Source organism: Shewanella fodinae, from assembly GCF_014651955.1.
Lineage (GTDB): Bacteria > Pseudomonadota > Gammaproteobacteria > Enterobacterales > Shewanellaceae > Shewanella > Shewanella fodinae.
In genome coordinates, this window is record NZ_BMXW01000013.1 from 1 (window position 1) to 12797 (window position 12797).

The 12797-nt window shown below is 48.9% G+C and carries 14 protein-coding genes, 2 tRNA genes and 1 rRNA gene; 7 read left to right on the forward strand and 10 right to left on the reverse strand.

The features are described 5' to 3' along the window. Positions 1 to 253 precede the first annotated feature (253 nt). The 3 genes from IE064_RS12085 to IE064_RS12095 all read left to right on the forward strand — a co-directional run bounded on the left by IE064_RS12085 (position 254) and on the right by IE064_RS12095 (position 856). Positions 254 to 329 (forward strand) — tRNA-Val (locus IE064_RS12085). Positions 330 to 365: 36 nt separating this feature from the next. After that, positions 366 to 481 (forward strand): 5S ribosomal RNA (gene rrf, locus IE064_RS12090). Positions 482 to 779: 298 nt separating this feature from the next. Beyond that, positions 780 to 856 (forward strand) — tRNA-Trp (locus IE064_RS12095). Between the two features lie 134 nt (positions 857 to 990). Here the strand turns inward: IE064_RS12095 and IE064_RS12100 are convergent. After that, on the reverse strand, positions 991 to 1380 hold the full coding sequence (locus tag IE064_RS12100; RefSeq protein WP_189618047.1) for a hypothetical protein: 390 nt from the start codon (positions 1378 to 1380) through the stop codon (positions 991 to 993). Between the two features lie 225 nt (positions 1381 to 1605). Further along, positions 1606 to 2082: a Dps family protein gene (locus IE064_RS12105; protein ID WP_133040684.1), complete on the reverse strand. Its 477-nt coding sequence runs from the start codon at positions 2080 to 2082 to the stop codon at positions 1606 to 1608. A 177-nt stretch (positions 2083 to 2259) separates the two neighbouring features. Here IE064_RS12105 and IE064_RS12110 point away from each other — a divergent pair, with 177 nt between their 5' ends. Further along, positions 2260 to 2595, forward strand: coding sequence for a DNA polymerase III subunit psi (locus IE064_RS12110; RefSeq protein WP_189618048.1), 336 nt, complete (start codon positions 2260 to 2262; stop codon positions 2593 to 2595). Continuing rightward, positions 2595 to 3056, forward strand: a complete 462-nt coding sequence (rimI, locus tag IE064_RS12115) for a ribosomal protein S18-alanine N-acetyltransferase (RefSeq protein WP_189618049.1) — start codon at positions 2595 to 2597, stop codon at positions 3054 to 3056. The genes IE064_RS12110 and rimI overlap by 1 nt, the downstream gene beginning before the upstream one ends. Positions 3057 to 3108: 52 nt before the next feature. Here the strand turns inward: rimI and lipA are convergent, their stop codons facing one another. The 4 genes from lipA to IE064_RS12135 form a co-directional block, all read right to left on the reverse strand. Next, positions 3109 to 4074: a lipoyl synthase gene (lipA, locus tag IE064_RS12120; protein WP_133040681.1), complete on the reverse strand. Its 966-nt coding sequence runs from the start codon at positions 4072 to 4074 to the stop codon at positions 3109 to 3111. Continuing rightward, positions 4071 to 4724, reverse strand: a complete 654-nt coding sequence (gene lipB / locus IE064_RS12125) for a lipoyl(octanoyl) transferase LipB (protein ID WP_189618050.1) — start codon at positions 4722 to 4724, stop codon at positions 4071 to 4073. Before lipB ends, lipA begins: the two co-directional genes overlap by 4 nt. Before the next feature lie 83 nt (positions 4725 to 4807). Beyond that, positions 4808 to 5074 carry a DUF493 family protein YbeD gene (ybeD, locus tag IE064_RS12130; RefSeq protein ID WP_133040679.1) on the reverse strand — a complete coding sequence of 89 codons (267 nt, stop codon included), beginning with the start codon at positions 5072 to 5074 and terminating at the stop codon, positions 4808 to 4810. A gap of 119 nt (positions 5075 to 5193) precedes the next feature. Beyond that, the gene (locus IE064_RS12135) at positions 5194 to 6981 is read right to left on the reverse strand and encodes an aminopeptidase P family protein (RefSeq protein WP_189618051.1); all 1788 of its coding nucleotides are present in this window, start codon (positions 6979 to 6981) and stop codon (positions 5194 to 5196) included. A 314-nt stretch (positions 6982 to 7295) separates the two neighbouring features. Between IE064_RS12135 and IE064_RS12140 the strand changes: the two genes are divergently transcribed. Continuing rightward, positions 7296 to 8072 (forward strand): ROK family protein, encoded by a 777-nt coding sequence (locus IE064_RS12140; RefSeq protein ID WP_189618052.1) that lies wholly within the window; start codon positions 7296 to 7298, stop codon positions 8070 to 8072. Between the two features lie 7 nt (positions 8073 to 8079). Here IE064_RS12140 and bamJ read toward each other — a convergent pair whose 3' ends face one another. The 3 genes from bamJ to IE064_RS12155 form a co-directional block, all read right to left on the reverse strand. Beyond that, a complete protein-coding gene (bamJ, locus tag IE064_RS12145) occupies positions 8080 to 8511 on the reverse strand; it encodes a BamJ family beta-barrel-assembly machinery protein (protein WP_373295268.1) in 432 nt (143 codons plus the stop codon). Positions 8512 to 8635: 124 nt separating this feature from the next. Next, complete coding sequence (locus IE064_RS12150) at positions 8636 to 9061, reverse strand: DUF1294 domain-containing protein (protein ID WP_189618053.1); 426 nt, start codon at positions 9059 to 9061, stop codon at positions 8636 to 8638. A gap of 3 nt (positions 9062 to 9064) precedes the next feature. Further along, complete coding sequence (locus tag IE064_RS12155; RefSeq protein ID WP_189618054.1) at positions 9065 to 10246, reverse strand: DUF418 domain-containing protein; 1182 nt, start codon at positions 10244 to 10246, stop codon at positions 9065 to 9067. 408 nt (positions 10247 to 10654) lie between these two features. On the opposite strand from IE064_RS12155, the gene IE064_RS12160 reads away from it, so the two are divergent. Next, positions 10655 to 11161 (forward strand): DUF2127 domain-containing protein, encoded by a 507-nt coding sequence (locus tag IE064_RS12160; RefSeq protein ID WP_229800038.1) that lies wholly within the window; start codon positions 10655 to 10657, stop codon positions 11159 to 11161. A 55-nt stretch (positions 11162 to 11216) separates the two neighbouring features. On the opposite strand, the gene IE064_RS12165 is transcribed toward IE064_RS12160, so the two are convergent. Continuing rightward, positions 11217 to 12788 (reverse strand): S10 family peptidase, encoded by a 1572-nt coding sequence (locus IE064_RS12165; RefSeq protein WP_189618055.1) that lies wholly within the window; start codon positions 12786 to 12788, stop codon positions 11217 to 11219. Positions 12789 to 12797 lie beyond the last annotated feature (9 nt).

A 12797-nucleotide genomic window follows, 5' to 3' on the forward strand; every position in this document is an offset into this window, starting at 1 on the left:
TAACCTGTACTAATGACTCGAGAGGCTTAACCATACAACCCAGATGGGTTTTTAGCACTTCCTCCCAAGAGGTCGTGAATACCTTGAATGAATGGCAAGACTTGGTTGAAGTATGAGAACCACTACTGAAAAATGTAACGCAGGCTTGGTGTCAGGCTAACAAAGCTGTGACGAGTGAGGCGTGGCGTGTACAAGAGTACACAAGCACCGGAGCGAGAAAACAATGCCGTTAGCGTGACAGCAGACAAGATAAGGTCGCTTAGCTCAGCTGGGAGAGCACCTGCCTTACAAGCAGGGGGTCACTGGTTCGAACCCAGTAGCGACCACCATTATCGAAGCAACAGCTTTCCAAATTAACGAATTTGCTTGGTGACAATAGCATTGTGGTACCACCTGACTCCATCCCGAACTCAGAAGTGAAACACAATCGCGCCGATGGTAGTGTGGGGTCTCCCCATGTGAGAGTAGGTCATCGCCAAGCGNTACCACAAAAAGGCCACCCTCACCGGTGGCCTTTTTGCTTTTCAGTTATATTTTTAGTTATTCCACAATAACCACCTGATTTAAGTGATTATTGCCACTTATTGTCATGGCACCATTCTGGTGAAATCCGTACAGTTTTTCTGTTTATTTATAGATAAATAAATGTTTCGCTGTAGATCATTAGCGAGAATGACAAAATAGCTAATCTTTGTCTGAAAAAACTGCAGTCGGCGCTTGTTATGGCAAAAAGTTCTTTACCTTTTATCAGGGTTTTAGCATAATGCCCGTCGTTCCGTAGGGGTGTAGTTCCAATTGGTAGAACAGCGGTCTCCAAAACCGACGGTTACGGGTTCGAGTCCTGTCACCCCTGCCAATAATTTCAACGGCTTGCATGTTATGTGCGAGCCGTTTTTGTATCTGTTAAAAATGTTGTTGGATATGTCTAAGCGGCTTCTACGAAGAGGATAGTAGCACTTTGATCTGTTTCGATTTATCAACTTTGGCATATTAGCCTATGTGAATTTTTCCGCAGCATCTTGGGTACTGGTAACATCCCCAAAAGCACTGGCCAATATATGGCCCTCTTCTGGCAATACGTTGGATCATTGGAAAGCCACACACAGGGCATGATGGAGAAAGTCCAGAACGCCATTGTCTTACAGCGATTAGGTTAAAAAGAAAAGCTTTGAGCCCAGGTATGGCAAAGCTGAAGGCAAGAATGAGATAAACGAAGTAGGGGAAGTTTGCTTTTACTTCAACTTCGACTTTCGAAACAGCATGAAACATGTTGATTAACTGATGTTCAATGAAATAAATCATCACGAAACCGGTAATGGCACCGACTACTGCAAATACTAATGGGATGATCAGCATCCGCCTTTTAATTCTTGAGTCCATTCATGTAGTCCACTAATGCAATGTTAGAAAAAATATACATCAGTAGGCATAGCTTTCACACTTGGTGATTGTGATCCACTAGGTGATTACAGCAAAAGTTCGCACCGATGTTTACAGACCTTGTGAGTCAGCTAACAAGTTAAACGCGGTATAAACTAAACTGATAAGCGCGTTTGCAGTTAAATAAAAGCCGCCTTGTACGGCGGCTTGCTGATACTAACAATGTTATTTGGCTAACATACTGCGCAGCATCCATGCAGTTTTTTCGTGCAGTTGGATGCGTTGTGTCAGTAGGTCTGCGGTGGCTTCGTCATCCGCTTGATTGACCAAGGGATAGAGTGCTCTGGCGCGACGAATAATGACTTCTTGGCCTTCCAGCAGCTCCTGTAACATCTGATTGGCGTCGGTGACGCCATTATCTTCTTTGATGCCGGTGACTTTCGCATAAGCGCTATAAGAACCCAGCGCCCGCTCGCCTAGTGCCCGCACTCGTTCAGCGATGATATCTACTGCTAAGGCTAACTCTGTATACTGAGTTTCAAACATCAGGTGCAGGGTGTTGAACATGGGGCCTGTAACATTCCAGTGAAAACTGTGGGTTTTGAGGTAGAGGCTATAGGTGTCTGCCAACAGGTTATTCAAGCCGTTGGCTATTTCCACACGATCAGCCTGATTGATACCGATATTGATTTCTGTACTCATAATATAACCCTCCTTTTTGGCTACCCGTCCATGATAACGTCTTAGCCACAGGATGAAAGTCGATAAAACAGATACCCTTAATCGATATACACTGAAAAAGTATGGGTATCTGATAGTTGTTGGGACAGCAAAATAGAGAACTGATATCCTGTAGTGACAGTAATATCAGGTGTTTTTATGAATAAATTTCTGCATGCCATGGGGATTACTCAGTGGCGTCCAAAGGTGAGTGCAGGCGCTCCTGCGTTGCTATTGCTAGCTGACGATGATCATTCGTTACTGCAGCATCCGCTCGTCATAACGGTGCTAAGGTTACTGGGGACCGCGCCGGAAGCCTGCCAAGTGATTTCTAAGGTGGACGCAGGTGCAGAAGTGTTGTGGTGCTTTGGTCACAGCGACGAAGAAGTTGATGCGATGATATCGACCCCCACAATAGCTGAGTTACAGCAAAGCAGTCAGGCTAAACGTGCCTTATGGCAGCAGCTGTGGCCTCATTTGGATGGTGTGCAGTAATGGCTCAGGTACTACCACTGTCTTTAGAACAATTGCCGCAAATGCTGGCAGTAGAACAGCAAGCGCATCCTTATCCTTGGGACGAGGCAACGCTTAAAAGTTGTTTCGGTCGTTTTTACCAGCAGCTTGGATTGTTTGACGATGATGAACAACTAATAGGCTTCAGTATTCTGCAATGCTTGTTTGAAGAAGCGACTTTGATGAATATCTGTGTGATGCCTAGCTGCCAAGGCAAAGGCTTTGGCAAACTGTTGCTGGAGGAGACTATTGCGTCGTTAAAGGCGCAACATATTGAGGTGTTACTGTTGGAAGTTCGGGTGAGTAATACTGCTGCTATTGGCCTTTATCGCCATCTGGGTTTTATCGAAACTGGCAGCCGTAGAAATTATTATCACACGGCGAACGGGCGAGAAGATGCACTGTTGATGGAGTTAAGACTGCACTGCGATATTCAGGCATAATCTGCTGAAATAACAAAGCCGCCTGATGGCGGCTTTGTTATTTCAGCAAGCTTTACTTAACTTCTTTCCCTTGGGCTTGCAGATCAGCATGGTAGCTGGAGCGTACCAACGGCCCACAGGCGGCGTGAGTGAAGCCTAATTCCACGGCGACGTCATGCAATTCATCGAACTCCTGCGGAGTCACATAACGCTCTACCGGCAGATGGAAGCGGGAAGGCTGCAAGTATTGCCCCAGTGTCAGCATGTTAACACCATGAGCGCGCAGATCTTTTAGCACCTGCACTATCTCTTCATTGGTTTCGCCAAGTCCCATCATCAGGCCAGATTTAGTGGGGATTTCTGGGTGGCGTTGCTTGAACTGTTGTAGCAGGTTCAAAGACCATTGATAGTTAGCGCCTGGACGGGCCTTACGATAATGCGCTGGCGCGGTTTCCAGATTGTGGTTGAACACATCTGGAGGCTCGGTGGCTAATATATCCAGTGCTTGTTCAATACGGCCACGGAAGTCCGGCACCAGGATTTCTATCTTGATATGGGGATTAAGTTTACGGATCTCGCGGATACAGTCAGCAAAGTGCTGTGCCCCGCCATCGCGTAAATCATCGCGGTCCACAGAGGTGATTACCACGTACTTGAGCTTCATATCACGAATGGTGCGCGCCAATTGCAACGGTTCTTCGGGATCGGGTTTTAATGGCCGACCATGGGCAACATCGCAAAATGGGCAGCGACGGGTACAAATAGCGCCGAGGATCATAAAGGTCGCTGTGCCGTGGTTAAAACACTCTGCCAGATTCGGGCAAGAGGCTTCCTCGCAGACGGAGTGCAGACCGTGGCTGCGCAGCGCCTGTTTGATATCCAGAATACGTTGATTGGATGACGGCAGTTTTACTCGCAACCAATCCGGTTTACGCAGCATAGTGTCACGTTCAGACGGGACAACCTTTACGGGAATGCGAGCAACTTTGTCGGCGTCACGTAATTTTACGCCGGGTTGTAATCTTTCTGGCCTGTTCATGACTCTGGTAATCCTTGGTAATGCTGTAATTGCTGATAGCCAAGTCGCTGGCTGAAAATTTCGCTGAAGAGTTTGGCGGCTTCCTCTACCGTAGCAGGACCACCCAGATCTTTACACTGAGTCATTTCCAGTCCGGCGTAACCACAGGGATTAATGCGGTGGAATGGCTCTAGGTCCATATCGACATTGAATGCCACACCGTGGAAGGAACAGCCCCGTCGAATACGCAGCCCGAGCGATGCGATCTTTTTACCATCGACATAAACTCCGGGGGCATCGGCTTTCGGGTAAGCTTCTATCTGAAAACGTGCCAGCACTCCAACGACCGATTGCTCAATATCGGTGACCAATTGCCGTACACCAATCTTCAGGTTGCGCACGTTTAGCAGTGGATAAGCAACCATCTGCCCTGGGCCGTGATAAGTCACCTGACCGCCACGGTCTACCTGCACCACCGGTATATCGCCGGGTGCCAGGATATGCTCGGCTTTGCCTGCCTGACCTTGAGTAAAGACAGGTGGATGCTCCACCAGCCATAGCTCGTCACGGCTACTATCGTCGCGGATATCGGTATAGTGCTGCATGGCATGCCATACCGTTTCGTAATCCATCTTACCCAGATGGAATACGTGTAGGATTTTCTCTGACAAGGGCAACTTCTCTCCCTGTGGTACTGCCGGCCATTATACCCAGAGTCGGCAAAAATGTAATGCAGATCACATTTTGTGATGTGTTATAACACCCGGCGGACACCCTCGATGGCGGCAAGTTCAGTGTACAGGGTTTCAATATGCTCTTTGCTGGTGACCTGTACCCTAATGGTTACTGACAAGTAACTGCCCTTGCTAGACGTCTTGGATGAGGTGGTGTAGTCACCAGGTGCATGTTTCTGTACCACCATCACCACTTGCTCAGCCAGCTGTTCGCTGTAATCGCCTACCACCTTAAACGGGAAAGACGTAGGAAACTCCAGATATTTATCAAATTCAGTATTCAGCATTGGCATAACTCTCTAAAAACGCTACTGCAGTTTATATGGCGGCAAGTATAACCAAATTCAAGCGTGGGATCTGTAGCTAAACCTGTGGAGGGGGAGCCAAAGCTCCCCTGCAAGGGTGGTTAAAGTGCGGCGGTGGCTTGCCGTAGCCAAGTTAAGTCAGCGCCAGCAAGCAATGGTGACAAGGTGGTGTAAACCCGCTGGTGATAGCGATTCACCCACTCAATTTCAGCCTCGGTCATGAGCTTTTTATCAAACAAGCGCTTATCCATTGGGATCAGCGTAAGTGCTTCAAAGTCATATATTTCTCTTTCTGCCCCCGCCAGTGCCGCACAGGGTTTGACCATAACCAGATTTTCCAGGCGGATACCAAAGGCACCTTCACGATAGTAGCCAGGTTCATTAGATAAGATCATGCCGGGTTCCAACGCAACTGCATTATGGTTTTTGCCGATGCGTTGTGGACCTTCGTGCACACTTAGATAATGGCCGACGCCGTGACCTGTACCGTGGTCATAGTCAAAGCCCTGTTGCCATAGATACTGACGCGCCAGAATATCCAGTTGCTGGCCGGTGGTACCTTTGGGGAACCGTGCTTGATCCAATGCGATATGACCTTTAAGCACCAGTGTTACTAGCTTTCTCTGTTCATCCGTTACTGCACCAATGGCGATGGTACGGGTGACATCTGTGGTGCCATCAAGGTACTGTGCGCCGGAGTCCACTAGATAGATGCTGTTCATTTCCAGCATCTTAGGGGTGCCGTTCAGATGATTGTAGTGACACATAGCGGCGTTGGCACCAGCCGCGGAGATGGTGTCAAAACTGGGCTCGCGGTAGAGTGCATGCTGTTTGCGGAAACCTTCCAACTTCTCAGCCAGAGCGGCTTCATCATATAGCCGGCCATTGGCGACTTCGTTATCTAACCAAGCCAGAAAACGACTAACAGCCACGCCATCGCGGATATGACTGTCGATCATCCCCTGCATCTCTGCCGGATTTTTACAAGCTTTTGGAACCGCGACCGGGTCCGCGCCTGCAATCAGTTTGGCACCAGCGGCTTTGGCTTGCAGCTGGCAGGCGGCATTGGCGCTGTTGGGATCGGCCAGGAGTTTTTTGCCTTTCAGTGATGCCAGTGCATGACTGAGTTCAGCTTCTGCTTTAAAACTTACCCCTTCACCCACATGGGCAGCAGTGCCTTGTGGTAATTTATCTAGGTCGGTGAATAAGGTCATTGTGCCATCAGCATAAAGCAGGGCTGTCCCCAGGATCACCGGAATGCGTGGAATATCCTGACCACGCAGATTGAGCAGCCAGCAGAAAGAATCAAGTGCGGTAATGAGTGCTACGTCGGCACCAGCCTTTTTGACCAACTCAGCGATTTCAGTGCGTTTTTGCCGACTGGTTTTGCCTGCCGCGCTGTCACTGAACAGTAATGCCGGTTCTTTGGTGGGGACGGGACGCGGTTGCCAGCAAATATCTACCGGGTTGTCGTTTAAGGCGACGAGCTCGATGCCTACTTTATCTAAGGTAGCTGCTGCCTCATTGAACCAGGCCAAGGTATGGCAACGCGGGTCAACCCCAACTCTGCTGCCGCTGGGCAGATGTTCGGCCAGCCATTGATATTGCGGCATGTCAGTGAGGCTTTCGTAGCGGTAAAGCTTGGCATCCACCTGTTGACGCACTTGCACTACATAACGTCCATCAACAAACACCGCCGCGGAGTCTTTCATCACGATTGCCATGCCCGCGGAGCCGGTAAATCCCGTCAGCCACAGTAAACGCTCGTTATGGGCGGGAACGTATTCGCCCAGATATTCATCCGCGCGGGGTTGGATAAAGGCATCAAGATTAAGCTTAGCCATCTCGCCACGCACAGCGGTAAGACGTGCAGCAATGTTACTGGACATAGGGACTCCGTGATATACCAGCGTTATTGAGAATGTTCGCCGGTCGTCTGTTATCAATATTGTGGCGTTGATTATCGCAAGCAGCTTACCCAATTCGCAAGCAACTGTGTGGCTATCCGGCGCAAATGCATTGTTTGCGCCGGTTGCTGGGCTGATGTTATTGCCTTGAGGGGCGGGCTGCGGCTGGCAGCGCAATAATTCAGCTGGAATTGTCGCAAAAGCAATATGTTAAGTTATGGGCAGTGCCGCACACTGAATGCCTGTGCTACTATTGCCGCCAGTACCTTGCTACGGTAAGGCTTTTGGGGGATTGCATGGCTGAATTAACAATTGAAGTCGGTTCGGAAACGGCGCTGTTTCTGTTCAACGATGCGGGGAGCACCGAGCAGTATAAAATCCCCACAGGAGAAGGCTTTTCTTTGGAAGCGCTAAACCAGCAGATCGCTGATTTAGAAAATGACTACCAACTGCGGGATTACCGATTAGCGTTGGCTTTTCCGGGCATGGTACGAGATCACTCGCTAGTTTCTTGTAAGCATCTGCCGGGGTTGGCCGGGCAGAACCTGCGTAAGCTGCAAACTCGAGGTGAGTTGGCCGTTGTCAGTAACGATGTGCAGGCCGCAATGCATGCGGTCACCAGTGCCAAATATGCTTGCGAGCTTTTAGTTATGTGTTCAGAAGGCATGGGACTGGCACTTGCCAGTCACGGTAAAGTTTTCACCGGCGCTAATGGCTTGGCCGGAGACTTAGGGAACTGCTGGGTGATGACGGAATCCGGCGAGTTTACGCTGGAACAGATGGCTAGCGGTGAGTCTATTCGTCAGCGACGTATGCGCAACCCGGTAGAACTGTACCGGTCAGGAGCTTATCTGGGAATGGGCATCGCCTGGGCGATTAACCTGTTCAATCCGCAGCACTTGTGGCTGGCTGGCAGCACCATTGCCAATGCTGATTATTATAAAGGTTGTGTCGCCAACATCCGCGAAATGGTATCGCCAGCAATGTCCGGTTTGTGTCAGATAAGTCGGGTGGACGATTCTGAAACACTGGTATGTCGCGGCTTGCTGGCGATGTTAACCGCGAGCGCGTGAAAATCGGCTAAGGATTGATTTTGAGTAACTCAATATCAAAAATTAGTGCTGCACCAGGGGGGATAGGACCGGCTGAACGATTACCATAAGCCAGATTATTGGGAATAAATAGGCGCATCTTATCGCCTTCCACCATGAGTTGGACGCCTTCGGTCCAGCCTTTAATAACTCGATTCAGTGGAAATTTTAACGGTTCTCCTCGTTTGAATGAACTGTCAAAAACCGTACCGTCTAATAGCCGCCCCTCATAATGGACTTTGACGGTATCTTCGGCAGAGGGATGCACCTTGCCCTGACCATGAGCCAAATATTCATATTGCAGACCACTGGCGGTTGTGAATACTCCAGGCTTGGTTTTATTCGCCGCCAGGAAAGCATCTCCCTGAGCCGCCATTTCTTCGATACCACGATTCGTCAGCGAGTTCAGATAAAAGTACATGGCTATTGCCACGGTTGATGCCAGTATCACGCCAATAATTGTCTTCATTCAGTCTTCCTGTGTTTTCGCCCGTAACTGCAGGTGCCGCGGTATATTAGCAGTTTGCGCTCCGGCTTCACAGATATTACCAATGTGCCGCCAAGAGGGATTTTGAATACTGTGAGATGGCAACTAGCAATAGCAGATTTACAACACCACCACTCCAAAACAGCATGCGGAACCGGGTTTTAACGGTTTTATGGCGCAATCTGTGGCGCGCCAATAACGCTCCGGGCCAACCACCAAGTAACCCAAATAGTTGCAACTTGCGTTCGGAGGTACGCGGCAGGTGCTTAATCGCCGCTTGCTTGTCATTGGCGTATAGCCAGTAGGTTGTCAAACTTAGTAATAGATACCAGATGATAAACCACCACGATAAGGCTTGGTTAGTGACCAATAGCAGCAAATACACGGCAAATATCAGCGTTATTTTATAAGCTCCGGGAATTTGCCAAAACAGTGACCGTCGCGGGTTTAAGCGGTGTCGAGGTTGGCGGGTTTTTGGTGGCAAGAGTTAGCTTCCGTTTTGGTTATAGGCCAGCTTGCGCCAAAGCCATTCTAACGGGCCTTGTTTAAAAAAATGTAGATAGCAGCGGGCAAGAACTAACTGTATACCTGACCAGATAACCGCCAGTAGCAAATAATCCATAAAATCCATGGTCAGCAGCAGTTCTGGCGCAATAGAACGAAATAAGCTGACCCCTACTACGGACTGCAATATGTATAGCGTTAGGGCGACTCGGCCTGCAGCCTGTAGTGATTTAAGTCGCTGCGGTTGATTGCCACAATAACGTACTATCACCTGCAAAAACCACAATGCCATAGGAATGGCAGCCATTACAACTAGCACCAGTGCCAGATTCTGCAGCAGTTGACTGTGGCCATAACTGCAACCGTAGGCGAGCAATGACAGCAGCAATGAACCCCAGAATAAATAGCCAATTCTGGCAATCGGGCCGCTGAACCAACCTTGGCGTAGCAGATAGATCCCTAGCAGCATCAATCCGCTGAGGATCCATAGATATGTCATCGGAAATACTAATAAGCTGATAGCGACAACCGGCAGTTGTTGCCGCAATTGGTCACTGTAACTACCGGTCCATAACTGATATTCCGCTATGTACTCAGGTGAGCCACGCACGACTGACGGCACATCAAACGGAATTAACGCCATCAGCAACATTACCAACAAACCTATTGCGATAAACAGTTGCGCTTTACGCAGCAGTTCAGCGACGGGGAGCTGCCGGTAACGCCATACCAACATGCCACATAGACCATAACTTAGCAGAATGTCCCCAGGCCAAAGAAAAATACCATGCAGTACGCCAAACAGCATCAGCCAGCAAAGGCGTGACTTCACCTTCGCTCCGGCGTCAAGGCCGCGGGCACTGAAATTCTGCCACTGAATGTATAGCCCTGCGCCAAACAGTATTGAAAACAGCGAGATAAAACGATCTCTGAGTACCAGATAATACAGTGCCTGGCCGATGCCATCGCCTACAGTTGCCGTGGCGGCTGACACATATTCATAGCTGCTGATACCCATACTAAAGATATTCAGAAAGAAAATGCCCAGCACCGCCAACCCCCGCACCGCATCTATGTTAGCCATTCTGGCAACTTGTTGGTATGGCTGAACGGCATTAATCACTGCGGAATGCTGGCTGTGAGGGATGCCACTTTGCGGCAGCATGTTGGTTCTTCCTGAGCGTGAGTTGTCTGTTGTTTATAGTAACAGGAATTGGTGCAAGTTATTTTAGCCTCAGTCCTAGGTTTCGTGACTAGGAGCTAATATCGATGCTGGCTCGCGCTACGCCCTTATGCACTAAAGATGTAAACCCGGCAATTCATATCGCCCACTCATCAAGAAAAGGTTTTTTACAACTGAACACCGCGCTCATGGCGTGAGATCATCCATTGTCATGAGCCAGAGCCGGTGTCTCTTATCGCGCTCTTCAAACTCATCGTTGACGGAAATCCGCGATAGTCATGGCAGATAAGCATCCTCTGCCTAAAATAACGAATTTGTATTGGATACGTCATAAATATTGCCAGAACTCTGACCAAAGTATGCTAGTTTTGGCGCTCTGGAACGGGCGTGATGTTTAGTGATTTTGTGTTTGGTGATTTTGTCTCAGGGGTCATGATGGTAAAAGCGGATAAAGGGTTGCGGGTAGTTGCGTTGCTTGAAGCCTCAAAAGGTGTATTGTCGTTGATTGTGGGACTGGGTATTCATGCGTTAGCAGGTAAAGACCTCAAACAATCATGTGAGCTGTTATTGACACATCTACACCTGAACCCCGCCAGTCATCTGCCGGGGATTTTTCTGCATGCGGCTGAGTCACTGGGCAATATCAACCTGACATTAATTGCCATTGGCGCATTAGTCTACTCTTGTATCCGTTTTGTTGAGGCCTATGGTCTCTGGCATAGCATGGTGTGGACCGAATGGTTTGCGTTGGTCAGTGGTGGTATCTACTTGCCGTTTGAGGCTTATGAAGTGGTGGTGCACCATAATTTGCTGAGTATTGCAACGTTGGCGGTTAATTTGTTGATTGTCGGCTATATGGCGTGGTTGCTGCGACGCAAACCCGCTATAGAACATTAAACTGTGCTACAACAAAAAGCCCTGCATTGGCAGGGCTTAAATGTTATGGCCGCAGTTATTTGTGCTGGGTGGTTTTGTAAAAGTTTTCCAAATCCTTGTGTAGCGATTTCAATGCTTCTGGATTCAAGTAAATCATGTGACCTGACGGGTAATAGCCAAAATGCACATTACCGATGAGCGATGGGTCTAATTCCATGTGTGCCAAATCGTATTCGGTGGCATGGAATGGTGTGGCCATATCGAAGTAACCATTGGCGGAAAACACCTGTAGGCTAGGGTTAGTGCGTATGGCATTGCCGAGATCATCGACCACATAGGGTGAACGGCTCTTATGTCCACGCCCTAAATCGTGCTGCCAATCCCAGTTGCGGAATGCATCAAAGCTAAATACCCGGTAAGTATCATCGGGATGATAGTTCAGCTGATTAGATAAATAATCATTGAAGGTGGCAACAAACGCCGCAGACGGTGCGGTGTCGGACGGATCGGTATCCGGGGTTTCACCAATGGCATCTTTGTCCATGCCGGTGAAACGACCGTCATAACGCCCCATGGTACGTTCTTCATCGCGCAGCAGCTCTTTGCGGAACTGTGCCTGACCAACTCGCAAGTTGGCGTGTTTAAGATACTCAGTACTCAAACCTGTGTATTGATGTAACTGCTCGGCAACCTTATCCAACTCCGCCGCTGGCAGATTGTGACCTGCAGCCAATGCTTGGGCAAATTCACCTTCGGCAAAGGTGCGTACCTGCTGTAGGAATGATGCCAATTCAGCGGGTTTATTCGGTAATTTATTGTGATAGTAAGCCACTGCGGCAAACGTTGGCAGCAGACCTACGTACTGTCGATCCAGACCTGGTGCATTGGCACCGTAGTTCAGAATGCTGGATACTAGAATCACGCCATTGAATGCCATGCCATCCTGTTGCAGTTGGTTTGCCAACACGGGCGCGCGTACAGTGCCATAGGATTCGCCCAGCAGGTATTTGGGCGAATTCCAACGGTTGTTGACGGTGACGTAACGGGTGATAAAACGCGCAAAACCGTCGGCATCTTCATCAACACCAAAGAATTTCTTGGCGGGGTTTTCATCTTTACCTGCTTTGTCTTTGGCATCGGCTGTGGTAATACCACGGCTGAATCCAGTGTCAAACGCATCAATAAATACCAGATCTGTACTGTCCAATAAGGTGTATTGGTTATCGAGCAATTTATATGGTGCAGGTGGGGTAGGCGCGGCGTTAGTGGTTTCTACCCTTACCGGGCCAAATGAGCCCATATGCAGCCACAGTGAAGAAGAACCTGGGCCACCATTAAAGACAAAGGTGACTGGCCGTGGTTGATCTTTTTTGGACTCCATGGTGTAGGCAACGTAGAACACGCTGGCCGAAGGTTGATTTTTATCATCCTTGATAATCATATTGCCGGTAGTCGCCTGGTATTTTAGCGTGTCACCATTAACTTTGATCCGGTGTTCAGTCGTGACGGCTTTATCTTGTGGGTGTTCGGCTTTCTCAGTTGCTTGGCTTGGTTGCGATTGATCAGCTGCCTGTGCTTCATAAGAATATAAAGGGACGGCCATCAATAAGCTGGCACACAGCAGTGAAGCCAGAGGTAATTGACGCATGGAATGCTC